Here is a 24,457-nt window from a genome sequence, read left to right on the forward strand (position 1 = left end):
CCCCGGCCAGGGTCCGGCGTGCCTGCCGCGGTTTCCAACATGATTTCTGTCAGAGTGCTCTCCTGTTTGACTGATTGAAGTCGGAGAGGAAGACATGCGGAAGTCGATGGACCGCACCGGGCGCGGCGTCGTATGCGCGCTGGCGTCCTTGGCATTGTCGGCCGCGCTGTCTTCGGCGGTGGCCGCACCGGCCCCCGGGGAATCCGCACGAATTCCATTCACCGAGCGCTATCACGCCACTCAGCACGGCGGTATCGCCCGTGCCGCCAACTCCTCGGTCACCTGCAAAACGGCGGCCGGCCGCACCGCGACCCCGTGTGCGGTGGCCCAGCAGGGCGGCGCCGGCCGGAACGGCCTCTACCGGATGGCCGCCATCGACGTCGACTCCGACGCCCGCACCGCCAACTCCAGCAGCGCCACCCTGCGCATCCCGGCCGGTTCCCGGGTGAGCTACGCCCGGCTGTACTGGGGCGGCAGCCGGCGGGGCGGCACCCGGCAGACCGCCGGGAACAACGGCCGGGTGCTGATCGCCGAGCCCGGCGGCCGGTACCGGCAGGTGGTCGCCGACACCCTGACCGGGCACCGCCCGCATTCCGCTGCCGAGGGATTCCAGGCGTCCGCGGATGTCACCCAAATGGTGCGGAGCAGTGGCGGCGGCGCCTATACCGTGGCGCAGATCAATATGGCGACGGGCCATTCCGCCACCGGTGTCTGGGGCGGCTGGACTTTGGTGGCCGCTTACGAGAACAAAAAGCAGCCGCTGCGCAGCATCGCGCTGTGGGACGGTTTCCAGGAGGTGGGCGCCGACCGCCGGGAGCTTTCGGTGCGGCTGCCCGGACAGCGTATCCCGGCGAATTCACACGGCCTGGCCGGCGTGGTGGCATACAACGGCGACCGGGGCCGCGGAAATGACACGCTCTCCGTCCGGGCCGGCCGGCACACCGCGCAGACGGTGCGCAACGCCGCCAATCCGGCGACCGACGTGATGAATTCGACCGTCACCGATTTCGGCCGGACGGCGGTGCGGTGGCCCGCTTACCGGAACACCCTCGGATTCGATTCCGACGTATTCGACATCACCCCCGCGCTGCGGTCCGGCGGCGATCGGCTCACCTTCCGCTTCACCAGCCGCGACCCCGGATATCTGCTCGGCGCGCTCTTCGTCCAGACCGATACCCGGCGCTGAGCGGACGCCCCGGAAATTCCCGCCGTGCCCGGAGAGCAGAGAGCGGATCAGCCGATGACGACGGAGAGCGCGGACGCGCACCGCGCCGCCCGGGTCCCGCCCCCGCCGGCGGTCCCCCGCCCGGCGGCCGCGGTCCGTCCGCCGCGCGGGCCGGGGCGGGAAACCCTGCCCCCGCCCCGGCCCGGCCGCGGCGTACGCCGGCGGATCGTCGCCCCGCTCCTGGCCACCGACGCGCTGGCCACCGCCGCCACCGCCCTGCTCGTCCTCGGCACCGCGACCACACCGGCCGCCCTCGGCCTCCTGCCGGCGCTTCTGCTGCTGCTCCACTCCCACGCCGGCCTCTACCGCCCCGGCCCCGCCCCGCGGGCGCTGGCCGAACTGCCGACGCTGCTGGGCCGGTCCGCCGTCTGCTGGTGCGCCGCGGCCGCGGTGCTCGCCGCCGTACGCCCCGGGCAGGCGCTGCCACCGGTCCTGCTGGCCGGTGCGGTGGCCGGGCACACCGCACTGGTCTGCGGCGGCCGGGCCGCGGTCCACCGGGCCCGCCGCCGGGCCGCCCGCCGCCGGCCGCGCGCCACGCTGATCGTCGGCACCGACCCGGCGGCCCGGCAGCTCGCCGCCGTGCTGCACGCCCACCCCGAGTCCGGACTGCGCCCGGTGGCGGTGGTCACCCCGCCATGGCTGCCGCCCGGCGGGCCCGCGGACGCGCTCCCGCCCCCCGCCGGACCGCCGCTGCCGCGGATCGGCTCCGCCCCCGACATCACCCGGGCCGTCATCCAGCACACCGTGCGGGACGTGGTGTTCACCCTGCCGCCGTACGGCGATCCGCACACCGCCGCGCTGCTGCGCCGCTTCATCGACCAGGGCTCGGCCGTCTGGCTGGCCGGCGCCGCGGCCGCCCGCGAGGGCCGGACCCCGCACGCCGGCACCGACCATCTGTGGGGCTTCGCCTGCCGGCGCCTGGAGACCGCCCCGCCCCGGCACGGCGGCAGGAGCAAGCGGCTGCTGGACCTCACGCTGGCCGCGTCGGCGCTGGTGCTCACCGCGCCCCTGCTGCTGGGCTGCGCCCTCGCCGTACGGCTCGCCGACGGGCCCGGCGTGCTTTTCCGGCAGGAACGGATCGGCCGCGGGGGCCGCACCTTCACCCTGCTGAAGTTCCGCACCTGGCACCCGAGCGACGCGCACGAGGCGGCGACGCGCTGGAGCCTGGCGGACGAGCCCCGGATGAGCCGGACCGGGCGGCTGCTGCGGCGCACCTCGCTGGACGAGCTGCCGCAGCTGTGGAACGTGCTGCGCGGCGAGATGAGCCTGGTCGGGCCGCGGCCGGAACGCCCCTTCTTCGTCGAGCAGTTCCTCGGCACCTGCCCCGAGTACGGCGCCCGGCACCGGATGCCGGCGGGCATGACCGGCCTGGCGCAGGTGCACGGGCTGCGCGGCGACACCTCCATCGAGGACCGGGCCCGCTTCGACAATCTCTACATCGACAGCTGGTCGCTCCGGCTGGACCTGCTGATCCTGCTGCGCACCGTGGCCTCGGTGGTGCGGCTGGAGGGCAGATGAGCGCGGGCGCGCCGCCGCCCCGCCCCGGCCGCACCGCCGCGGTGCCCGCCCTGCCCGGCAGCCCCCGGGGCGGCCACGCCGGGGACCGGCCCGGCCCCCGTGACCGCGCCCGGCATCCGCTGCGGCGCCGTGCCCTGCCCCCCGACCGGACCACCACCCCGGCCGCTACCTCAGGAGGCATCCGGTGAAGGTTCTGCATGTGATCACAGACCTCGACGTGGGCGGCGCCGAACAGCAGCTGCGGCTGCTGCTGCGCCGGCTCCCCGTTCCCTGCGAGGTCCTCACCCTGACCAGTCCGGGCCCGGTCGCCGAGGGCATCCAGGCCGACGGTACCCCCGTCACCCACCTCGGGATGACCGGCAACCGGGACCTGACCGCACTCCCCCGCCTCACCCGGCTGATCCGCGACGGCGGCTACGACCTGGTGCACACCCACCTCTACCGCGCCTGCGTCTACGGCCGGGTCGCCGCCCGGCTGGCCGGCGTACGGGCCGTGGTCGCCACCGAACACTCCCTGGGCGACGCGGTCATCGAGGGCCGCCGGCTGACCCGGGGCGTCCGCACGCTCTACCGGGCCACCGAACGGCTGGGGACGGCCACCGTCGCCGTCTCGGACACCGTCGCCGCCCGGCTGCGCCGCTGGGGCGTACCGGAGCAGCGGATCCATGTGGTGCCCAACGGCATCGAGGCACACCGTTTCGGCTTCGATCCGGCGGCGCGGGCCCTGGTGCGGACCCGGCTGGGGCTGCCGCTGGACGCCTTCGTGGTCGGCGGCGCCGGGCGGCTGGTACCCGGCAAGCGGTTCGACGTACTGGTCCGGGCGGTCACCCAACTGCCCGGTGTGCACCTGCTGTTGGCGGGCGCGGGACCGGAGCGGGACATGCTGCGGCGGATGGCGGAGCAGTTCGGCTCGGGCGACCGGATCCATCTGCTGGGCGAGCGCGACGGGGCGGTCGACGGGGCGGCCGCCGACGGCCCCGGGGGCTTCGGGCCGGACATCCCCGGCCTGCTCTCGGCCATCGACGTCTTCGTCTCGCCCTCCCCCGACGAGGCGTTCGGCCTGGCCGTCCTGGAGGCGCTCGCGTCCGGCCTGCACGTCCTCTACGGCAGCTGCCCGGCCGTCGACGAACTCCCCGCCGACCAGGCCCCCGGCGCCCGCCACTTCGGCCTCAACGTCCATGAACTGGCCACCGCCCTGAGGGAACTACGACGCCAGGGCCCGGGCCGGTTGCCGGTCCCGCCCGTGGTGCGGCGCTACGACATCACCCGCAGCGCCGAGGCCCTGCTGTCCGTATACGAGCAGGCCCTGGCCGACACCCCGGCCCGGCGCGGCAGCCCGACGCCGGTACCACCACGCCAGGGGCGGGCGGCCGCGCTCCCGCCGGCAAGCGTGTCACTGCCGGATCCGGCCCGGTCGCCGGATCCGTCGCCGATGTCGAATCGGTAGGTGGGGGGCGTTGGCACGAGGTCTGGATCGGGGCAGGTTCGGCGGCCCGGGATCGGGCCGCCGAACCCGGCTTCCGGCGCTCCCCCGCCCCCTCCCCCTCTCCCCCTTCGGGGGAGGGGGCGGGGGGTGGGTTCGGGGGTGGGGGGGAGCCGCACCACGCGACGCGGCCACGGGAGTCCGCACCACGCCGCGCGGCTACGGGAACCCACACCACGCAACGCGGCCACGGAAACCCGCACCACCCAACGCAACGCCCGTAAGCCGTCCCCGCCCCCCGGGACCACACACCCACCTCCCCACACCACCCAAAGAGAAAGCGCAGGGAACTTCCATGTACGACCTCGTCGTGGTGGGCGCCGGCCCCTACGGACTCTCGATCGCCGCGCACGCGGCGGCGGCCGGACTACGGCTGCGGGTCCTGGGCCGGCCGATGGCCTCGTGGCGCGACCACATGCCCGACGGCATACTCCTCACGTCCGAGCCCTGGTCCACGGACCTCGCCGCCCCGGCCGGCGGCCACACCCTGGCCGACTACTGCGCCGCCCACGAGCTGACCGCCGAGCACGGCGTCCCGCTGCCCCTCGGCACCTTCGCCGCGTACGGCAGCTGGTTCGGCGAACAGGCCGTGCCGCAGGTCGAGGAGGTCACGGTCACCGCCGTACGCCCGGACGGCGAGGGCTTCCACGTCGAGACGGACACCGGTGAGCAGATCGCGGCCCGGACCGTGGTGCTCGCCGTCGGGGTGCTGCCGTTCGCCAACCGCCCCTGGCCGCTGCTCGAACTCCCCCCGGAACTCGCCTCGCACAGCAGCGACCACCGCGATCTGCGCCGCTTCGTAGGCCAGGACGTCACGGTGATCGGCTCCGGGCAGTCCGCGCTGGAGACCGCGACCCTGCTGGCCGAACAGGGCGCCCGGCCCCGCCTCGTGGCCCGTGCCGACCAGCTGCGCTGGCACACCCCGCCACCGCCACTGGAGCGCGGCCGGCTGCGGGCGCTGCGCGACCCGCACTCCGGGCTGGGCCCCGGCTGGCCGAGCTGGCTGTGGTCGGAGCTCCCCGGGGCGGTGCGCCGGCTGCCCCCGGCGACCCGGGTGCATCTCGCGGAGCACGTACCGGGCCCGGCGGGCGCGTGGTGGCTGCGGGAGCGCTTCGAGCCGGCGGTGCCGGTCCAGCTGGGCCACCGGATCCGGGCGGCGACGCCCCACGAGGGCGGGGTGCGGCTCCAACTCACCCATACGGACGGCGGTTCCGAGACCGTCGACACCGATCACGTGGTGGCGGCCACCGGCTTCACCCCGGACCTCGGGCGGCTGCGGCTGCTGCACCCCCGGGTGCGCACCACCCTGCGGACGGTGGGCGGCAGCCGGGCGCCCGAGCTGAGCGCCGGTTTCGAGTCGTCCTGGCCGGGACTGTTCTTCGCGGGGCTGCTGTCCGCGCCGTCGTTCGGCCCGTCGATGCGCTTCGTGTACGGCGCGTCCTTCACCGCGGCGCGGCTGCTGCGCGGCGTACAGCGCCGGCTCGGCGACCGCCGCGGCGCCACCACCATCCCCCGCCCGGCACGGGACAGCACCCCGGCCGCGCACTAGCGACCGCCCGCCCTCAGTCCGCCGGCCTGGAGACCGCCCGTCCGCCGGCCAGCCTCCCGCGACCGCCCGCCCGAGGGGCCACCCGCAGGGGCCGTCCGGCCAATGGCCGGGCGGCCCCTCCCGCGTGCGGTCCGGCGAGGGTTACCGGCAGCTCTCGCGTGCGGTCCTGCCCGGAGTTACTGGCAGCGGTCGACGGCCTCGATCGTGCGGGCCGCCTCGCCGAGTGCCTCGCGCAGGACGGCCGGATCGGTGGCGGCGGCGCCCGCGCCCTCCGGCGGCACCAGCCAGCCGGTGCCGGTCACCGGCGGCTCCTCCGGGGCGCCTTCGTCGCACAGTGCGCCCAGGGCGATCCCCCGCCCGGAGGTCTGGGTGCAGGCGCTGCCCGGCACGTCCCAGCCGTCCGCGGTGCCCGCGGGCACGAGGAAGCCGAGGGTGTCGCAGGCGCCGTCGTGCAGGACGGGGCCGACCCCGTCCCGCAGCCGGAGGATGTCGACGGCTTCCAGACCCTGCCGGGCGGGCACCGTGACGAGGTCACACGCCTGGGCCGGTACGGCCGGTGTCCCGGCCACGGCGGCCGGCCCCCGCCCGCCGCCGGTCCGGCCCGCGGACCCCTTGCCGCCCCTGCTCACGCCGGTCTCCCACACGGAGAACCCCTCCTCCTGCACGTACCCGACCCTTTACACCGACTTCAACGGCCGGACGTGTCAACAGCTACGGCGGCGTAACGCTGCAAAGGATGGCAGTTCATGGCAGATCACGCGCGAGATATCCGATTTGTAGCCAAACTGTGCGTATCGGAGCCATCACAGCCGGTACGGTCAACCCGCCGCACCGCCAGGAGGCGGCAACGCCACCTGATGGCACGGAGAGGGCACGGAGAGGGTCCGCCATGGCGTCGCCAGCAGCTAGTTCAGCGTCGTCCCGCACCGTACCCGCCCGCCCGAACCTCGCTTTCCGACAGCTGCGCGGCCGGCTGTCACCGGGCGAGTTCGCGGCGGCGGTCCGACGGTCCGCCCGTGAGATCGGCGAACAGGTCTCGTGCGACGCCCGCTATGTGGGCCGCGTCGAGTCCGGGGAGATCCGGTGTCCGAACTACGCCTACGAGCGGGTGTTCCGGCACATGTTCCCCGGGCTGACGCTGCCCGACATGGGCTTCGCGCCGCGCGAGGCGGTACGCGGACGGGGGGCGCGTACGGCGGCGGTCGGCGCCGCGCCCCTGGCAACCGACCCCGACCACCGCGATACCCGTATCCAGATCTGCGAGGAGAGCGACGTGCTGCGTCGCGCGTTCATCACCGGCGGCCCGGCAGCAGCCCTGGGCTTCGCCGCCCTGCATCCCATCGAGGCCGCTGCCGCGCCCGCCCGTGTGCCGGGCCCACGCGTACCCGTCACCGGGCGGCCCGGCGCCGCCGAGGCCGCCGCCGTCGAGGAGGCCGTCCGCCACATCCGGCTGCTGGACGACCGGCACGGCGCGGAGGGCATCTACCGCCGCGCCACCCAGCCGCTGCGCGCCGCCTACGAGTTGCTGGACGCGGGCGTACAGCGCAGATCGGTCTCCGACCGGCTGCACGCCGGGGCCGGTGAACTCGCCATCACCGTGGGCTGGCTGGCGCATGACTCGGGCCGTTTCGGCGATGCCCGCTCGCACTACGCGGAGGCCCTGGCCACCGCCCGGGTCTGCGGGGATGCCGCCCTGGAGGCGCACGCGTTCTGCAATACCGCCTTCCTCGCCCGCGATGCCGGCCGGCCGCGGGAGGCGGTGCGGGCCGCGCAGGCGGCGCAGCAGGCCGCCAAACAGCTGGCCTCGCCGCGGCTGCTGTCGCTGCTGGCGCTGCGGGAGGCGGGCGGCTGGGCGGGGCTGGCCGACCGGGCCGGCTGTGAGCAGGCGCTGGCGCGGGCCGAGCGGCTGTTCGCGGGCGGGCCGCGGGACGGCGACCCGGAGTGGATGACGTTCTACGGGGAGGCCGAACTGGCGGGCCTGGAGGCGCAGTGCTGGTCGGCCCTGGGCGACGCGGGGCGCGCGGTGGAGCATGCGCGCCGGGCGGTGGCGCTCCAGGATGCCCATTTCACCCGCAATATCGCGCTGTTCACCGCGGAGCTCGCGGGCGATCTCGCGGCCGGCGGCGAGCCCGAGGAGGCGGCGGCGGCCGGGGTCCGGGCGCTGTCCCTGCTGGAGGAGGTCCGTTCGGCCCGTATCCGGACGATGCTCGACGGCACGGCCGGGGCGCTGCGGGCCTACCGGGACGGTGGTGTGGTCGCCGACTTCCTGGAGCGGCACGCGGCCTCGGCCGCGTCCGGTGGCGGGACGCCGGCAGGGGACTCCGCCGGCTGACGGCCCGCCGGGTGTCCGACGGGCCGTCAGCCGGCGGAGTCCCCTGCCGGGCGGCCGTCGTTCAGCCCAGGTGTCCGGTGTCGTTCCAGCGCTCGATCGCCGGTTCCCCGTAGGCCCAGCCGAGCACCGACAGGGACGTCGGCTCCAGCCGGATCCGGGCGCCGAAGGAGATGTCCAGGCCCAGCCAGCGGGCGCCGAGGGTGCGCAGGATGTGGCCGTGCGCGAAGACCAGCACATCGCGGTCGGCGGACCGCGCCCAGCTGACGACCTCGTCCGCCCGCGCGGCCACCTCGGCGAGCGTCTCCCCCTCCGGCACCCCGTCGCGCCAGAGGAGCCAGTCGGGCCGGCCGGACTTGATCTCGGCCGGGGTCAGGCCCTCGTACGCGCCGTAGTCGACCTCCAGCAGCGCGTCCCACGGCTGCGCCCGGTCACCGAATCCGGCCAGCTCGCAGGTCTCCTTGGCGCGTACCAGGGGGCTGGTGCGGACCTCGACGCCCGGCAGGCCGTCCCAGGGGGCGCGGTGCAGCCGCTCGCCCAGCAGCTTGGCGCCGCGTCGGCCCTCGTCCAGCAGCGGGACGTCCGTACGGCCGGTGTGCCTGCCGGTCAGGGACCACTCGGTCTGCCCGTGTCTGGCCAGGAATATGCGCGCTGCCATGGGTCGTACCTCTCGCCGATCGCTCGGCTGCTCGTTGCTCGGTGCGGGCGGCGGTGACCGCGGGCTTTCCATCATCGCGCATCCGGTCGATTTGTCCCTGACCGGGGGAGCCGTCCCGCCCGGAGGCGGGCTCCCGGGGCCTTGTCGGATACGGCGCAGGGGGCGGGGAGCGGCATCCGGCGGCGGCCGGCCGGCCGGCGAGCGCCCCGCATGTCGGTGCCGGATGCGAGACTTCCGCGGGTGAACGTTTCGCGCGACAGTCGATCCGCGTCGGCCGCCCCTGCGGCGGAGCAGCCGACGGCAACGCCGAGCCTGCGTCGGAGGCTCGCCGAGCTGCGCGGCCCCGGCGTCCGCCCCCGCTCGCTCGACGCCCGCGCACTCGCCGCGCTGGCCGCCAACCCCGGCTGCCGGCGCCGCGCGCTGCTGGACGGCGCGGGCATCGACAAGGGCGCGCTGGCCCAGGCACTGGGCTCCCCGGCGGCGTACGGCCAGTCCCAGTTCGCGATCGTCCGCGGCAATGCCTTCGAGGCCCGGGTGAAGGCCGACGGCGGCACGGAGCTGCTGCGGCTGCTGCACGAGCGGCTGGCGCCCGGCACCCCGCCGCCCGTGCCGGAGGAGGTCGCCACCCCCGAGCTGTCCGCGGCCGGGCCGGAGGGCCGGGCGGCGCGTACGGCGCTGGCGCTGCGCGAGGCGACCGCGGCCGGCGGCTGGGCGCTGCTCGACCATCCGATGCTGGTCGTCGAGGTGGCCGGTTCGCCGGCCTATGTGGAGCCGGATGCGGTGGTGGTGCATCCGGACGGCAGCTGGACGGTCGTCGAGATCAAGTCGTTCCCGATGATCGACGGTTCGGCGGACGCCGCCAAGGTGGGCGCCGCGGCACGGCAGGCGGCCGTCTATGCGCTGGCCCTGGAGCCGGTCGCCGGTCGGGTCGCCGCGCACACCGGCCGCGCGGTCCGGGTCCGCGACCGGGTGCTGCTGGTGTGCCCGAAGGACTTCTCCAACCTCGCCACGGCCGCCGCCGTCGACGTCCGCAAGCAGCTGGCCACGACCCGGCGGCAGCTGTCCCGGCTCACCCGGGTCGAGGAGATCGCCGCCGCCCTCCCCCCGGAGACCACCTTCGACCTGCGGCTGGCGGACGACGGGAAGACGGCGACCCGTAGTCCCGAGGAGCTGGCCGAGGCCGTCGAGGTGGTCGGCGCGGCCTACGCCCCCGAGTGCCTGGCCGCGTGCGAGCTGGCCTTCCACTGCCGGACGCGGTCCCGTGAGGACGGCGCGGTGGAGGCGCTGGGGCGCGGCGTCCGGGGCGAGTTGGGCGGGCTGCGCACCATCGAGGAGGTGCTGGCGGCGGCCCGTCCCGAGGCCCGTTCACAGGAGCCGGAGCCGCCCGCCGACGACGGGCCGGACGACCCGGCCGTCGTCGCGCTGCGGCGGGCCGCAGCGCTGCGGGACGGGGCGCTGGCCCGCCCCACCGTGCCGGGACCGCGAGCGGAGGAGCCGGGATGTCACTGATGGAGACGCTGGCCCGGATGGAGGCGGTGGCGGCGGGCCGCGCCCAGCCGCGGTGCACGGTCCGGCACCGCCATCTGTCCGAACGCCCGCTGGTGTTCGTCCCGTTGACGACGGCCGGCGAGGCCGGTGCCCCACTGGGGGCGCTGGTCGGCACGGACCGCGAGAAGCCGGCGCTGCTGGCCGTGCCGCAGCCGCGCGACCGCGATCTGCGCTTCGCCTTCCTCGCCGAGCTGGCCGAGACGGTGCTGCCGTATGTGGACGGCTTCGCGGACGCCATCGAGTGGGAGGAGCGCAAGGAGACCGACCCGGAGACCGGCAAGAAGGTCCCGGTGCAGGTCGAACTGTGCGCGGACGCCCCGCAGTTGATCGTGCCGAGCGCCGCCGGTATCGACTTCGTCCGGCTGCTGGGCCGCTCGATGCGGTTCCGGCGGACGGCCGAGCAGGAGCCCGAGGCGCCGTATCCCGCGCCGCCGCATGTCCCGCTGCTGGGCCGCTGGCTGACCCATTTCGGCGAGCGGGCGCGGGTCCCGGGCGCGAGCCTGCTGCTGCCCATGACGGGCCTGCTGACCCGGCATTGGGCGACGGGCCAGAGCGTGCTGGAGGACCAGCACCTGGGCGCGCTGCTCTCCTGGATCGACCCGCCGCCGGGGATGTCGGGCCGGGAGGCGGCCGAGTACGCGGAGTCGGCGCGGGACGCGGACGGGCAGCTGCGGTGCCCGCCGGCCGGACCGGCCACCGACCCGGCGTTCGACAACCGGCTGCTCGCCCCCGCGATGGCCCGCTACGACGCCGGGCTGCCGGGCGCCGAGGAGGCGCTCCGCACCCTCGTCGAGGGGCAGCTGCGGCCGACCTGGGACGCCGTCTGGCAGGGCATCGATCTGCTGCGGACGCTCCCGGCGGGCGCCCGGGTCCCCGACCGCTGGAAGCGCGACCGCTGGTCGTACACCGCGCACCGGGACCGGATCCGCGCCGGGGAGCCCCCGCAGCCCAAGCAGGACGACGCGGTCACCGCCGCGCAGAAGCTGTCCACACGGGAGACCGCCCAGGCCCAACTGGACGCCCAGGAAGCCCTGGACGACCCACTGGTGATGGCCGGGCGCCGGCTGGCCGGCGAGGCGTTCCAGGGCACGGTCACCGCCGTCGAGATGGCCTTCTCCGAGGGCAAGCGGCCGATGCCCCGCCCGCTGGTCACGCTCCGGACCGCCGACCGGCCGCAGCTCTCCGAGGGCGGCAAGCTCTACCGCCCCCTGACGGACGGCAAGACACAGACCGCGGAGTACGTGGCACCCGTGGCGGGTGAGCCCGGCGCGCTGGTGGTCCGGCTGACCGGCGGGATGGGTCGCGGGAAGACGCCGGAGCCCGGTTCGGTGCCGGAGCCGGACGACGCGGTGTGCTGGACGCTCTTCGAGCACGCCCCGCGCGGCGGCCCGGAGCTCCCGGCCCCCGAGGACACCCCGTGGACCCATGGCGGCCCGCCGCCCGGCGCCGCCGACCTGCCACACCCCGCCCCCGACCCCGTGACCGCGGAGGACTTCCTGTGACCCGCGCCCGGCCCTCGACCGCACTGGAGAACGCTCCCGTATGACGGCCATTCAGGATCCGCACCCCAGCATGGACGGTCCCTTCGACCCCGCCGCCGCGGCCGCCGCGGCGACCGACGCGATCCTGCGGGACACCCTGCACGGCACCCGGCGCGGCGTGGTCGTGGACTCCCCGCCCGGCGCCGGCAAGTCCACCCTCGTGGTGCGGGCAGCCCGTGAACTCGCCTCCGCCGGACGCCCGTTGATGGTGGTCGCACAGACCAACGCCCAGGTCGACGACCTGGTGCTGCGGCTCGCCGAGAAGGATCCGCAGCTGCCGGTCGGCCGGCTGCACAGCAGTGAGCCCGGCGCGTTCGACCCGGCACTGGCCGAGCTGCCCGCGGTCCGTACGTCCGCGAAGATCGCCGACCTGGCCGGGCTGGACATCGTGGTCTCGACGGCCGCGAAATGGGCGTACACCAAGGTCGACGAGCCATGGCGGCACGCCATCGTGGACGAGGCCTATCAGATGCGCTCCGATGCGCTGCTGAGCGTCGCCGGGCTCTTCGAGCGGGCGCTGTTCGTCGGCGACCCGGGCCAGCTGGACCCCTTCAGCGTGGTCGGCGCGGAGCAGTGGGCGGGGCTGGCCTACGACCCGTCGTCCAGCGCGGTCTCCACCCTCCTGGCGCACAACCCCGACCTGCCGCAGCACCGGCTGCCGGTCTCCTGGCGGCTGCCCGCCTCGGCGGCGCCGCTGGTCTCCGCCGCGTTCTACCCGTACACCCCGTTCCGCAGCGGCACCGGCCACGGCGACCGCCGGCTGGCGTTCGGGGTGCCGGGCGACGGCTCGGGCGTGGACCGGGTGCTGGACGAGGCCGCCGAGTCCGGCTGGGGCCTGCTGGAGCTTCCCGCCCGCCATACGCCGCGTACGGACCCGGAGGCGGTCCGTGCGGTGGCCCACGTCGTGCGCCGGCTCCTCGACCGCGGCGGCGCCACGACCAGCGAGGCGCATGGGGCCGCGGAGGGGGCCGCGCCCGCCCCGGCACCGCTGACCGCCGGCCGGATCGCGGTCGGCACCGCCCACCGTGACCAGGCGGCAGCGGTCCGCTCCGCGCTCGCCGAGCTGGGGGTGACCGGCGTCGCGGTGGACACCGCCAACCGTCTCCAGGGCCGCGAGTTCGATGTCACGGTCGTCCTGCATCCGCTGTCCGGCCGGCCCGACGCCACCGCCTTCCATCTGGAGACCGGCCGGCTGTGTGTGCTCGCCTCCCGCCACCGGCACGCCTGCATCGTGGTGTGCCGCGCGGGCGTCGCCGACCTGCTGGACGAACACCCCGCGACCGAGCCGGTCCAGCTCGGCGTCACCGTCAAGTTCCCGGACGGCTGGGAAGCCAACCACGCCGTCCTCGCCCACCTCGCGGAACACCGGGTCAGCTGGCGCTAGCCGGGTCACCCGGACGGCGCCCAGCAGCGCCTGCGGCCACTCCCCGGGGCCCACTTGCGCACAGCGGGACAATGGAATGCGGCACACGATCTGGAGGTAGGTACATGTCCGAGCCGCGACCGGCTCCCGACCCGCGTGGTACGGCGCCCGGACCACGGCGGATGAAGCCCGCGCAGCTGCTCTTCGAGCCGCCCGAGGCCGTCGCCGACCCCGAGCACTTCTTCGGCCTGGAGTCGATGGAGGACCCGCACGAGCTGCTCGGCCGCGCCACGGAGCTGACCCTGGCCTTCCGCGCCGCGGCCGACCGCGCCACGGAGTTCCAGGCGCTGGCCGCTGCCCAGCTGTCCGACCCCAGCCGGTTCGACCGGCTGCCGCTGGCCGTGCTCGCCGAGCAGGCGGAGTGGACCGAGGACTACGCACAGAAGATGATCGAGTTCGGCCGCAGCCTGATGCGCAGCGGCGGCACCCTGCCGGGCGACATGGACTGACCGCCCCGGCCCCGCCGGCCCCCGGGAACCCACCCGTCCGACCTGCCTCACCAGCGGCCCATGGTCCATGATCATGGGCCGCTGGCATATGCAAGGGGGGAAAGATACCGGCTCCTCCACCATCCCGTCCCGTTTTCCGGCAATCCGCCAAGTACCGTGTGCCGGCTGGGTAGACCTGTTCCCATGAGCGACTGGCTGCCTGAGACCCCCCGCACCCTGGCCTTTCCGACCGCGGCTTATGTCACCCTCGCGGGCGCCGACTGGCTCGCCTCAGCCAGCCCCCACCCGGACGAGATGCACGCCCTGTGGGCCACCCGGCCCGCCGCGCCCAGCGCACTGCCCTGCGGCACCGCCTTCGACGTGATCAACGCCCCGGCGCTCTTCGGGCGGCGCATGGTGGACCGCTTATGGTCCGACGGCCCCGGCTCGGGGCCGGTGGCGGCGCACCGCGGCCGCATCCTGCTGTTCGCCGCCCCGGGCACGGCCCAGCGGCTGCCGGCGCTGCTCGTCTGGGAGGAGTGGGCCACCGCCGTCCCGCCGCTGCTGTGCCACGGCAGCGGCGACGCGGTCACCATCCCGCCGCTGCACCCCCGCCGGAGCCCGGCCATGGACCGGACCGCGGGCCCCGGCGCCCCGGCCGGCGAGGATCCGGCCGGCCCGTCCGCCTCCCGCTGGCTGGTGGCACCGGATGTCCGCCACCCCTGGCTGCCCGGTCCCGACGTACTGCTCTGGGCCTGTGTCCGCGCGGCCCGCTCGATGGCCGGCCCGGCACCTGAAGCCGCAGCTCAGCACCCTGTTTCACTGCTGACCGCGGGCTGAGGCAAACCGATTTTTGTCCTCCCCGACCATGATGCTAATGTTTTCCCCGTCAGCAGGCGCCGCTAGCTCAGTTGGTTAGAGCAGCTGACTCTTAATCAGCGGGTCCGGGGTTCGAGTCCCTGGCGGCGCACAGACAGTCGAAGGCCTCCACTCCGGTGGGGGCCTTCGTCGTTGCGGCGTACGGCCCGGTCAGCCGCGGTTCACCTTCACGGCCCAGTCCCCGTCGGCCGTCCGGCCCTCCACCTGGATTCGGACGCCGTCCTCGGCATCGTCCAGGCTCTCCCCCACGCCCAGCGGCGCGTCCGCGAGCGGCGGATAGACCGAGGTGCCCCAGCAGGCCGAGGTGGCCGGATGCCCGTCGAGCACCTGCACGGGGCCCGACCCGGAGGCCGTCCGGCTGCGCACCCGGTAGACCAGGACGCCCTCGGTGCACAGGCCGCGGTCATTGCCGCCGGCACCGCGTGCCTCGATGGCGAGTGCGCTGTCGGGGCCCGTACGGACCACCAGCAGCCGCGGGCGGCGCTGGGCGCGGGGCTCCTTGGGGGCGGACAGCGGCCGCAGGGAGTGCATGGCGGGCCCGGCCGGATCGACGCAGTCCACCTGGCTGTCGGAGATCCAGCCGAGCTTCCACTTGTGCCAGGCGAACGGGTCCGGGGCCAGTCCGAACTGGCTGCCCATGAGGTCCCAGTCGCCGACGTAGGTGTCCCAGTCGCCCTTGCCGTCCTCCGGCCGGTGATAGAGGTCCGGCAGGTCGAAGACGTGCCCGGTCTCGTGGGCGAGGACATTGCGGTCCGGCGGGCTCTGCTCGAAGACGGTGACGAACCGGCGCAGATCATGATCGTCGGCGTGCATCGGCCGGTCGAGGTTGACGACCTTGGTGGCGTCCGAGTCGACGCCGGGGGCGTCCGGGTCGGCGACGAAATAGACCACGTCGTAGCGGCTGAAGTCGATGGACGGGTCGGCGGCGGTGACCGCGTCGTGCAGGTAGGACGAGCGCCGGCCGGCGTCCCAGTCGCGCCGTATCCCGTAGGCGGCGGACGGGCGCGGCATCCGCACCCAGTGGCGGTGGATGTGCGGGCGCAGCCGGAACTTCCCGTAGGAGGCGCGCTCGAAGAAGCCGGAGGTGGCGGGGAAGTAGGCGCGGGACAGCTCCTGCGGCGCCGAGCGGGGCCGGGCGTCCGGGAAAGACAGATGGATCATGACGGCGTTGAGCGGGCGGTCCGGGCGCGGATAGGCCCCGTTCCAGCTGTCGACGCCCTCGGAGTGGTGCGCGTCGGTGCGTCCCAGGGCGCACGGGAGCACGGCCTCGGAGGCGGTGGCGGGCCCCGCGACGATGGAGGTCGCGATGAGCGCGCTCAGAGAAGTGACGACGGCCGCGACGCGCCGCAGGCTGCGGCGCTCCACCCCGTCGAGTGTCTGGGCGCGCGGCACACATACCTCCAGGGACGGATTCGGAGACCTCATCTACCCTGTGGCGATTTAATGCTATTCGTCCTGTTTTGAAGGCCCGGACGAGTGACCGGCGCGTCTTGGCCCTCCCGTAACGGAAAGTCACAAACGACCAAGGGGGCAATCCGTACGAACAGAGCCGGGCAGAAATGGCCGAAGTTCCGTCACGCGGGCGGGCGATCACGGCTGCGTCGCTGGATCGGCCGTCGTGCCAGCCTCTATGATCGCCACACTTTCCAGCGCGAGACCCCCCTCCATCACGAGACAGCGCCATGCGGGAGCGAGCAGTGAGCGGACACCCCGACAGCCCGGGCCGCACGCCCGGAGCGACGCTCCCCTCAGTGACGGAGCGTGAGGATACGGCCAAAGAATCCACCGAGGCCCGGCCGGCCCCGAGCGGCCCCGGCGACGACACCGCCGCCTCGCTCGGCGACTACCGCGCCACGTTCTACGCGGCGCGGGTGGCGATGGCCGTCCTCAACCGCGACGGCCTGGTCCTCGCCGCCAACCCGGCCTTCGGCGAGCTGGTCGGCACCGACCCGGCCGAGCTGGTCGCCGCCACCGCGGCCGACCTCACCGACCTCGGCGCCGACCCGCGGGGGTGGACCGCCTACCGCGAGGTGCTGTGCGGCCGCAGCGACCGGATGCGCTGCACCCGCCGCCTCAAACACCCCGAAGGGCACTCCGTCTGGGTGGAGGTGACCGTCGAGCCGCTCACCCCGGAGCCGCTCAGCGGTGAGGAGCGGATGCTGCTGTCGGTGGCGGACATCAGCGACCGGCACGACCTGCTGGCCCGGCTGCGGCATCTCCAGATGCACGACCCGGTGACCCGGCTGCCCAACCGGGCGCTGTTCTTCGAGCGGCTCGCCGCCGCCCTGGAGACCGCCTCCTTCGCCCCGTCCGGCACCGGCCGCATCGGGCTCTGCTACCTCGACCTGGACGGCTTCAAGGCCGTCAACGACACCCTCGGGCACCGCGTCGGCGACCGGCTGCTGAGCGCGGTGGCGCAGCGGCTGACGCGCTGCGCGGAGGCGGCGGAGGACCGCGGGCCGGGCCGCGGCGGGTACCTGGTCGCCCGGCTCGGCGGTGACGAGTTCGCTCTTTTGGTGGAGGACTCCACCGGCACCGACCAGCTCGCCGAGCTGGCCCAGAGTGTGCTGGACGCGCTGCAGCGCCCGTTCGACCTGGCCGGGCAGCGGCTGTCGGTCTCGGCGAGCATCGGCGTCGTGGAGCGGACCGCCACCGGCACCACCGCGACCGGTCTGATGCAGGCCGCGGACACCACGCTGTACTGGGCCAAGGAGGACGGCAAGGCCCGCTGGACGCTCTTCGACCCGGAGCGCAACGCCCACCGGATGACCCGGCAGGCGCTCTCCAGCACCCTGCGCCCGGCCGTGGACCGCGGCGAATTCACCCTGGAGTACCAGCCGCTGGTCGGGCTGGGCGACGGCCGCGCGCAGGGTGTCGAGGCGCTGGTGCGCTGGCGGCATCCGCAGTTCGGGACGCTGTCGCCGAATCGGTTCATCGCCCTGGCGGAGGAGAACGGCGCGATCGTCGAGCTGGGCCGCTGGGTGCTGGAGCGGGCCTGCTATCAGGCGCGCGCCTGGCAGCTGGCCCACCCCGGCGAGCCGCTGTTCGTCAGCGTCAATGTGGCCGTACGTCAGGTGTGGGACTCCGACCTGGTCGCCGATGTCGCCGGGATTCTCGCCGAGACCGGGCTGCCGCCGGAGCTGCTCCAGCTGGAGCTGACCGAGTCGGCGGTGATGGGCTCGGCCGGCCGGCCGCTCCAGGCCCTCCAGGCGCTGAGCGACATGGGCGTACGGATCGCCATCGACGACTTCGGCACCGGCTACTCCAACCTCGCCTACCTCAGCCGTCTCCCGGTCTCCGTACTGAAGCTGGACGGGTCCTTCGTCCGCGGCTTCCGCTCGCAGGAGCATCCCAACCCGGCGGACGAGATGATCGTGGAGGCGCTGGTGGCGCTGGCACACCGGCTCGGCCTCACCGTCACCGCCGAGTGTGTGGAGAGCGCCGAGCAGGCCGAACGGCTCCGCCGGATCGGCTGCGACACCGGCCAGGGCTGGCTCTACTCCCGCCCCGTCGCCCCCGACCGCGTCGAGGCCCTCCTCGACGCGGGCCGGCACACGGGGGCCTGAGGGGCCCAGGCCCTACCCCGGCAGGCCGTACGCGTCGGCGATCAGCTCGTACGAGCGCAGGCGGGCCGGGCCGCCGTGCGCGTTGGCGGTGATCATCAGCTCGTCGGCGCCGGTGCGCTTGGCGAGATCGTCCAGGCCCTGGCGGACGGCGTCCGGGGTGCCGTGGATGACATTGCCGAGCCAGCTGTCGACGAAGCCCCGCTCCAACTCGTTGAAGCGGTACGCCTCGGCCTCCTCCGGGCTGGGGACCAGACCCGGGCGGCCGGTGCGCAGCCGGACCATGGACAGCGCGCCGGTCATGACCTGGCGGCGGGCCTCCTGCTCCGCCTCGGCGGCCAGCGCCGCGACCCCGATCAGGGCGTACGGCTCCGCCAGCGCCTCGGAGGGGCGGAAGGAGGCGCGGTAGAGGTCCAGCGCGGGGAGGGTGTTGGCCGCCGAGAAGTGGTGCGCGAAGGCGAACGGCAGGCCGAGGGTGCCGGCCAGCCGGGCGCTGAAGCCGGAGGAGCCCAGCAGCCACAGGGGCGGGCGGTGCGGGTCCTGGACCCCGCCCGGCGAGGTGGCCTGGACCGGGCCGGGGACGGCGTGGATCTTGGCGTACGGATGGCCGTCGGGGAAGGAGTCGTCCAGGAAGCGGGTCAACTCGGCCAGCTGCTGCGGAAATTCGTCGGCCCCCTCGTGCAGCCTCTCCGTCCTGCGCAGCGCGGCCGCGGTGGCGCCGTCGGTGCCCGGTGCACGGCCCAGGCCCAGGTCGACCCGGCCGGGGGCCATCGCCTCCAGGGTGCCGAACTGCTCGGCGATCACCAGCGGGGCGTGGTTGGGCAGCATGACGCCGCCGGAGCCGAGGCGGATGCGCTCGGTGTGGGCGGCGAGGTGGGCGAGCAGCACCGCGGGCGAGGACGAGGCGACGCCGGGCATGGAGTGGTGCTCGGCGACCCAGTAGCGGTGGAAGCCGCGGCGTTCGGCCGTACGGGCGATGTCGACGGCCGTACGCACCGCACGGGAGGCGGTGCTGCCGGCCCCGACCGTCACCAGGTCGAGCACCGACAGCGGGACGGGTGCGGTGCCCCGTATGCCGTCGCCGGCCGTCTCGCCGCCGGCCCGGATCTCCTCGTCTTCGCCGCTCACGGTGCGGTTCCTCCTCGCGTCGGTGGTCTGCGAGGAGGGTAACCGGAGACGTTCTCCACTTATTCCCGGGTCAGATCCCCGGCGCCGCACCGCGGTCGGCGGGGCTGCCGGACCTCCCTCGTCCGGGGCCCCTTCGGCCGAGCGCCTCCTAGGAGTGCGCGGTCCGCGAGAAGAGGGTGCCGAGCGCCGGACAGCTGATCGTCCGGTCGAGCAGCCGCAGCCCCTCCCAGGCCGTCACCTGATTGGCGGTGAGCACCGGCTTGCGCAGCTCCGCTTCGAGGGCCGGCAGATGTTCGGCGGTGTGCAGCGCCGTGTCGGGCAGCAGCACCACCTCGGCGTCCGGATGGTCACCGGCGCGGGCGAGCGCCAATACCTCCTCGGCGCCCCAGGTCCCGACCTCGGCGGCGGTGATGATGCCGCTGCCGCGGGTCGAGACGACCTCCGCCCCGGCGGACTTCAGGAAGGCGTGGAAGCGCTCGGCCACGTCGTCGGGGTAGGTGGCGGCGATCGCGACCCGCCGGGCGCCGAGCGCCTGGACGGCATGGGCGAAGGCGAACGACGTACTGGAGGCGGGCAGGCCGGCGGTGGCGGACAGCTCCCTGACCTGAACGCGCGCACCCTCCCAGCCGAAGACGAAGCTGGCGCTCGTACAGGCCCAGACGACGGCCTCGGCGCCGCGCTCCTTGAGCTCGTCGACGCCGGCCGCCAGCCGCCCGGCGGAGCCCATCTCCAGCAGCGCGTCGACGCGGTGGGCGTCCTCGCCGATGTCGGTGTGGACCAGCGGCAGGCGGACCGTGCCGCCCAGGAGCGTTTCGAGCCGGGGGTAGTCGTCCTCCGCGGAGTGGCCGGGGTAGAGGAAGCCGACCGATGCCATGCAGTTCTCCCTTGCGTGTACGGCTGCGGGGGTGTGCGTGGGCGCGGGTGCGCTCACGGGTGGTGCGGTGACGTCGGGAAGGAGCGCTGCCGGCGAACGGGACGACGCCGGCAGCATCCGGGGTGGGGGTCGGGTTCGGACCGGCCTCAAACCGGGGGCAGACCACCCGTGTCCTCGGGCGGATACGGCGGCGGATCAAGGCCGTCGAGGGGCTCCCCCTCCGGCGGGGCGGGGGGCCCGGCGAAGGCCGCCTCGGGGGTCGGCCCCGGCACACCTTCCGCCGGTCCGCCCGCCGATCCGGTCATCGCGGCCGGACCGCGCCGCGCCACCGGGTCGAGCAGCGCCTGGTACGGGCCCACCGCCTGGGCCCCGATGGCGCGCAGCGCGGCCCACATCGTGACCTGGTTGGCGGACAGCACCGGCATCCGCAGCTCGGCCTCCAGCTGCGGGATGACGTCGTACGTCGGCAGGTTCGTGCAGCTGATGAAGAGGGCATCGGTGGCGCCGACGACGGCCGCGCGGGCCATGTCGACGACATCGCGGTACGGCACCTTCCAGATGTGCCGGGTCAGCCCGAGGTAGGCCCGGCCGGTGACCGTGATGCCGGCCTCACCGAGATAGTCCTCCAGGGAGTCGGTGACCGATTTCGTATAGGGCGTGACCACGGCGATGCGCCGCGCGCCGATCTCGCGCAGTGCTTCGATCAGTGCGCCCGAGGTGGTGAGGGAGGGAACCTCCCCCGCCTGGACCATGGCGGCACACATGGCCCGCTCCCCCGCCACACCCCCGACAAAGCTGCCGGAGGTGCAGGCATAGGAGATGACCTGCGGAGATACCGCACACAGAGCCTGGACGGCAGCGTCCAGCGTTTCGTGCTCGCTCACCATTCGGGCCAGGTCGAGGCTGACCTCGACGGGCACAAAAGGGGTGCGGGTGAGGTGGAGGGACACGTCGTCGGGCACCCAACGCCAGAGCTCTCGATCGAGAGCGAAGTCGAAGGGAGCGACGACACCCACGCCGAGCTGCGGCTGTGGGCCACCCAGAAAAGAGACGTCCATGAAGGCCCCTAGAAGAAACGAAGGGCTGGAAGGCCAGGCCAGTGGCCGGGGATGAGGTGCAGCCGGATCAAGCCGGGACGTCGGTACAGAGCCGTTGTTGACACGGTAGATACGACTTCCTAGCGTGGTCAATCCTCGCATCTCAGGCATCTGTCGGCGCCCCCTTTTCAGTGAAAGGGGCTCACGTTTCAGAACGGTTTCTGGCCTATGTCCGAACGCACCGTCCTCGTCCTCGGATCCGACCCGCCGCCGAAGCTGGACCGGCTCACCGGCCGGGCTCGGGTGATCTTCACCGATGAGGACTCGCTCGCCGACCGACTGCCCACCGCCGACGTGCTGTTGGCCTGGGACTTCACTTCCGATGCGATCCGCAGAGCCTGGCCGGAGAAGGGCCCCAGGCCCGGCTGGGTGCACACCGCGAGCGCCGGTGTGGATCAGCTCCTGTGCCCGGCACTGGTCGCCGACGACACCCTGGTGACCAACGCCCGGGGGGTCTTCGAGCAGCCGATCGCAGAGTACGTCGCCGGCCTCGTGATCGCCATGGCCAAGGACTTCTACGGAAGTTGGGAGCTCCAGCGGCAGCGGCGCTGGCAGCATCGCGAGACCCTGCGGCTGGCCGGCAGCCGGGCCGTCGTGGTGGGCTCCGGGCCGATCGGCCGGGCCATCGGCAGCACCCTTATGGCACTGGGTGTCAAGGTCGATCTGGTCGGCCGCCGGGCACGCCCGGACGATCCGCAGTTCGGCCTCGTACACGCGAGTGACGCGCTGAACGACCTGCTGACCCAGGCGGATTGGGTGATCTGCGCGGCACCCCTGACCGAGGCCACCCGCGGCCTCTTCGACAAGGCGGCGTTCGCCAGGATGCCGCCGCGGGCCCGGTTCATCAACATCGGACGCGGGCCGCTGGTGGTCGAGGACGCGCTGATCGCGGCGCTGCGCGAGTGGCGGATCGCGGCGGCGGCACTGGACGTCTTCGAGGAGGAGCCGCTCACCCCGGACAGCCCCCTGTGGGACGTCCCGCATCTGATCGTCTCGCCCCACATGAGCGGCGACACCCTGGGCTGGCGGGACGCCCTCGCCGAGCAGTTCCAGGACAACTTCGATCGGTGGTCGGCGGGCGAGCCGCTGGACAACCTCGTCGACAAGCGGCTCGGGTACGTGCCGGTGAAGTGACGGGGCCGGCTGCCGGGCCCCGGCGCGGCAGCCGCGCTCCCCCCGCCGCCGTCCCGCCCGGGGCGGCCAACGCTCGGAGGACGCATGACCACCGAACCGACCCACCTCGCCGACCTCAGCGCCACCCGCCTCACGGCCGGGTACGCGGCCGGCGAGTTCTCCCCCGTCGAGGCGGTCCGGGCGGTGCTGGAACGCGCCGAGGCCGCGCAGGCCGCGACGAACTGCTTCACCCGGATCGACGCGGACGAGGCGCTGTCCGGCGCCAAGGAGTCGGCGGAGCGCTGGCGGGCCAAGGAGCCGGCCGGGCCGGTGGACGGGGTGCCGGTCACCGTCAAGGACCTGATCCTCACCCGTGGCACCCCGACGCTGCGGGGGTCGCGCACGGTACGGGCCGAGGGCCCGTGGCCGGAGGACGCCCCGTCGGTCGCCCGGCTGCGGGAGTCCGGGGCGGTGTTCGTCGGCAAGACCACCACTCCGGAGTTCGGCTGGAAGGGCGTCACCGACAGTCCGCGGCACGGGGTGACGGGCAATCCGTACGACCCGGCGCGCACCGCGGGCGGCTCCAGCGGCGGCAGCGCGGCGGCGGTGGCGCTGGGCGCGGGCCCGCTGAGCCTGGGCACGGACGGCGGTGGCTCGGTGCGGATCCCGGCGTCGTTCTGCGGGATCTTCGCGCTCAAGGCGACCTACGGGCGGGTGCCGCTCTATCCGGCGAGCCCCTTCGGGACCCTGGCGCACGTCGGGCCGATGACCCGGGACGCGGCGGACGCGGCGCTGATGATGGAGGTGATCTGCGGGGCGGACTGGCGGGACTGGTCCCAGCTCGGTCCGGCCGCCGGCTCGTTCCGGGAGGCGCTGGCCGGTCCGGTCTCCGGGCTGCGGGTGGCGTTCAGCCCGTCGCTCGGCTGGGACGTGCCGGTGGCGCCGGAGGTCGCCGCGGCGGTCCGGTCGGCCGTCGACACGCTCGCCGGGCTCGGCGCGGTCGTCGAGGAGATCGACCCCGGCATCGCCGACCCGGTGGAGGCCTTCCACACGCTGTGGTTCAGCGGCGCGGCCCGGGTGGTGCAGCATCTGGACGACGCGGACCGGGCGCTGCTCGACCCGGGGCTGCGGGAAATCTGCGAGGAGGGCGCCCGCTACAGCGCGCTGGACTATCTGGCCGCGGTCGATACCCGGATGGCGCTCGGCCAGGCGATGGGCCGCTTCCACAGCGCCTACGACCTGCTGGTGACGCCGACCGAGCCGATCACCGCCTTCGCGGCGGGCACCGAGGTCCCGCCCGGCTCCGCGCACACCCGCTGGACGGGCTGGACGCCGTTCACCTACCCCTTCAACCTCACCCAGCAGCCGGCCGCGACGCTGCCCTGCGGGGTGGACGCGGACGGCCTGCCGATCGGCGTCCAGCTGGTCGGCGCGCGGCACGCGGACGCGCTGGTGCTGCGCGCCGCGCATGCCCTCTACGAGGCGGGGACCGCGGAGATCCCCGCGCCGCCTGGCGTCTAGACGCGCCGGAAGCTGAGGGTCTCGCCCAGGGCACCGGCCCGCCAGAGGTCCTGGCAGGCATCGGCCATCCGGTCCAGACCGTCGACGACACCGCCCCACACGATGCCCGGCACCCAGCCCGCGTCACCGTTGATCAGTAGATTGTTGCGCTCGTAGAACAGCGCGAGATCGACGACGGTGGCGCGGCCCTGGTGGGCGGCCTTGCTCTCGTAACCGTAGGACTTGGTGCCGAGTTGGGTGTCGGTGAAGGTGAAGTAGCACAGATCGCCGGGGATCGGAGTGATCGTCGGATTCTCCAGCGGCGGCTCCTCCGGAGCGAACGGCTCCAGCAGGGCGTAGATCTCATTGCGGGCGTACTTGGCGTGGTAGACGTCGCCGCCGAGTGGGAGGGCGTCCCATACGGCATTGCAGGTGATCGGCGCGCGGTCGTCGAGCAACTTGGCCGTGCAGCTCACGCCGCGCTTGTCCAGGGAGACTTCGATGAAGCGATCGGTCATGCCCCGATCGTAGGTGGGCAATACCGGCGTACGGAACAAGTCCGAGTCGCTTCTATCAAGGGCTGGAAACGATCGGCATATGT

21 protein-coding genes and 1 tRNA gene are annotated in these 24,457 nt (G+C 74.3%); 15 read left to right on the plus strand and 7 right to left on the minus strand.

Annotated features, from left to right (window positions below):
- Positions 1-94: 94 nt before the first annotated feature.
- From CP981_RS14375 to CP981_RS14395, 5 genes are all read left to right on the plus strand, one after another.
- Positions 95-1,186: a hypothetical protein gene (locus CP981_RS14375; RefSeq protein WP_085928488.1), complete on the plus strand. Its 1,092-nt coding sequence runs from the start codon at positions 95-97 to the stop codon at positions 1,184-1,186.
- Positions 1,187-1,240: 54 nt separating this feature from the next.
- Positions 1,241-2,743, plus strand: a complete 1,503-nt coding sequence (locus CP981_RS14380; protein ID WP_085928489.1) for an exopolysaccharide biosynthesis polyprenyl glycosylphosphotransferase — start codon at positions 1,241-1,243, stop codon at positions 2,741-2,743.
- Positions 2,740-2,931: a hypothetical protein gene (locus CP981_RS14385; RefSeq protein ID WP_085928490.1), complete on the plus strand. Its 192-nt coding sequence runs from the start codon at positions 2,740-2,742 to the stop codon at positions 2,929-2,931. The genes CP981_RS14380 and CP981_RS14385 overlap by 4 nt, the downstream gene beginning before the upstream one ends.
- Positions 2,928-4,190, plus strand: a complete 1,263-nt coding sequence (locus CP981_RS14390) for a glycosyltransferase (RefSeq protein ID WP_085928491.1) — start codon at positions 2,928-2,930, stop codon at positions 4,188-4,190. Before CP981_RS14385 ends, CP981_RS14390 begins: the two co-directional genes overlap by 4 nt.
- 331 nt (positions 4,191-4,521) lie before the next feature.
- Positions 4,522-5,775: an NAD(P)-binding domain-containing protein gene (locus tag CP981_RS14395; RefSeq protein WP_085925398.1), complete on the plus strand. Its 1,254-nt coding sequence runs from the start codon at positions 4,522-4,524 to the stop codon at positions 5,773-5,775.
- A 176-nt stretch (positions 5,776-5,951) separates the two neighbouring features.
- Here the strand turns inward: CP981_RS14395 and CP981_RS14400 are convergent, their stop codons facing one another.
- Entirely contained in the window at positions 5,952-6,419 is a 468-nt protein-coding gene (locus tag CP981_RS14400; protein WP_085925399.1) for a hypothetical protein, read from the minus strand.
- Between the two features lie 245 nt (positions 6,420-6,664).
- Between CP981_RS14400 and CP981_RS14405 the strand changes: the two genes are divergently transcribed.
- Positions 6,665-8,107 carry an NsdA family TPR-like regulatory protein gene (locus CP981_RS14405; RefSeq protein WP_085925400.1) on the plus strand — a complete coding sequence of 481 codons (1,443 nt, stop codon included), beginning with the start codon at positions 6,665-6,667 and terminating at the stop codon, positions 8,105-8,107.
- A gap of 61 nt (positions 8,108-8,168) precedes the next feature.
- Here the strand turns inward: CP981_RS14405 and CP981_RS14410 are convergent, their stop codons facing one another.
- A complete protein-coding gene (locus CP981_RS14410; protein ID WP_085925401.1) occupies positions 8,169-8,762 on the minus strand; it encodes a histidine phosphatase family protein in 594 nt (197 codons plus the stop codon).
- 240 nt (positions 8,763-9,002) lie between these two features.
- Here CP981_RS14410 and CP981_RS14415 point away from each other — a divergent pair, with 240 nt between their 5' ends.
- From CP981_RS14415 to CP981_RS14440, 6 genes are all read left to right on the plus strand, one after another.
- Positions 9,003-10,271, plus strand: coding sequence for a hypothetical protein (locus CP981_RS14415; protein WP_085925402.1), 1,269 nt, complete (start codon positions 9,003-9,005; stop codon positions 10,269-10,271).
- Positions 10,262-11,812 (plus strand): hypothetical protein, encoded by a 1,551-nt coding sequence (locus tag CP981_RS14420; RefSeq protein ID WP_085925403.1) that lies wholly within the window; start codon positions 10,262-10,264, stop codon positions 11,810-11,812. Before CP981_RS14415 ends, CP981_RS14420 begins: the two co-directional genes overlap by 10 nt.
- Positions 11,813-11,852: 40 nt before the next feature.
- Entirely contained in the window at positions 11,853-13,235 is a 1,383-nt protein-coding gene (locus tag CP981_RS14425; protein ID WP_208852937.1) for an AAA domain-containing protein, read from the plus strand.
- A gap of 104 nt (positions 13,236-13,339) precedes the next feature.
- Positions 13,340-13,723 carry a hypothetical protein gene (locus CP981_RS14430; protein ID WP_190840560.1) on the plus strand — a complete coding sequence of 128 codons (384 nt, stop codon included), beginning with the start codon at positions 13,340-13,342 and terminating at the stop codon, positions 13,721-13,723.
- A gap of 183 nt (positions 13,724-13,906) precedes the next feature.
- Positions 13,907-14,542 carry a bifunctional DNA primase/polymerase gene (locus tag CP981_RS14435; RefSeq protein ID WP_085925405.1) on the plus strand — a complete coding sequence of 212 codons (636 nt, stop codon included), beginning with the start codon at positions 13,907-13,909 and terminating at the stop codon, positions 14,540-14,542.
- Positions 14,543-14,598: 56 nt separating this feature from the next.
- Positions 14,599-14,672 (plus strand) — tRNA-Lys (locus tag CP981_RS14440).
- Between the two features lie 59 nt (positions 14,673-14,731).
- Here CP981_RS14440 and CP981_RS14445 read toward each other — a convergent pair.
- The gene (locus tag CP981_RS14445) at positions 14,732-15,973 is read right to left on the minus strand and encodes a M6 family metalloprotease domain-containing protein (protein WP_085925406.1); all 1,242 of its coding nucleotides are present in this window, start codon (positions 15,971-15,973) and stop codon (positions 14,732-14,734) included.
- A gap of 359 nt (positions 15,974-16,332) precedes the next feature.
- Between CP981_RS14445 and CP981_RS14450 the strand changes: the two genes are divergently transcribed.
- A complete protein-coding gene (locus CP981_RS14450; RefSeq protein WP_085925407.1) occupies positions 16,333-18,147 on the plus strand; it encodes a putative bifunctional diguanylate cyclase/phosphodiesterase in 1,815 nt (604 codons plus the stop codon).
- 12 nt (positions 18,148-18,159) lie between these two features.
- Here the strand turns inward: CP981_RS14450 and CP981_RS14455 are convergent, their stop codons facing one another.
- The 3 genes from CP981_RS14455 to CP981_RS14465 form a co-directional block, all read right to left on the minus strand.
- Positions 18,160-19,272, minus strand: a complete 1,113-nt coding sequence (locus tag CP981_RS14455) for an LLM class flavin-dependent oxidoreductase (RefSeq protein ID WP_085925408.1) — start codon at positions 19,270-19,272, stop codon at positions 18,160-18,162.
- Positions 19,273-19,420: 148 nt separating this feature from the next.
- On the minus strand, positions 19,421-20,146 hold the full coding sequence (locus CP981_RS14460) for a maleate cis-trans isomerase family protein (RefSeq protein WP_085925409.1): 726 nt from the start codon (positions 20,144-20,146) through the stop codon (positions 19,421-19,423).
- A gap of 146 nt (positions 20,147-20,292) precedes the next feature.
- The gene (locus CP981_RS14465; RefSeq protein ID WP_085925410.1) at positions 20,293-21,204 is read right to left on the minus strand and encodes a maleate cis-trans isomerase family protein; all 912 of its coding nucleotides are present in this window, start codon (positions 21,202-21,204) and stop codon (positions 20,293-20,295) included.
- A gap of 207 nt (positions 21,205-21,411) precedes the next feature.
- Here CP981_RS14465 and CP981_RS14470 point away from each other — a divergent pair, with 207 nt between their 5' ends.
- Both CP981_RS14470 and CP981_RS14475 read left to right on the plus strand, forming a co-directional pair.
- Positions 21,412-22,377: a D-2-hydroxyacid dehydrogenase gene (locus CP981_RS14470; RefSeq protein ID WP_085925411.1), complete on the plus strand. Its 966-nt coding sequence runs from the start codon at positions 21,412-21,414 to the stop codon at positions 22,375-22,377.
- A gap of 84 nt (positions 22,378-22,461) precedes the next feature.
- Entirely contained in the window at positions 22,462-23,877 is a 1,416-nt protein-coding gene (locus tag CP981_RS14475; RefSeq protein WP_085925412.1) for an amidase, read from the plus strand.
- Here the strand turns inward: CP981_RS14475 and CP981_RS14480 are convergent.
- The gene (locus CP981_RS14480) at positions 23,874-24,374 is read right to left on the minus strand and encodes a DUF3830 family protein (RefSeq protein WP_085925413.1); all 501 of its coding nucleotides are present in this window, start codon (positions 24,372-24,374) and stop codon (positions 23,874-23,876) included. The two genes, CP981_RS14475 and CP981_RS14480, sit on opposite strands and share 4 nt — an antisense overlap.
- Between the last annotated feature and the right edge of the window lie 83 nt (positions 24,375-24,457).

Source organism: Streptomyces platensis (assembly GCF_008704855.1).
In the GTDB taxonomy this organism is placed as follows: domain Bacteria; phylum Actinomycetota; class Actinomycetes; order Streptomycetales; family Streptomycetaceae; genus Streptomyces; species Streptomyces platensis.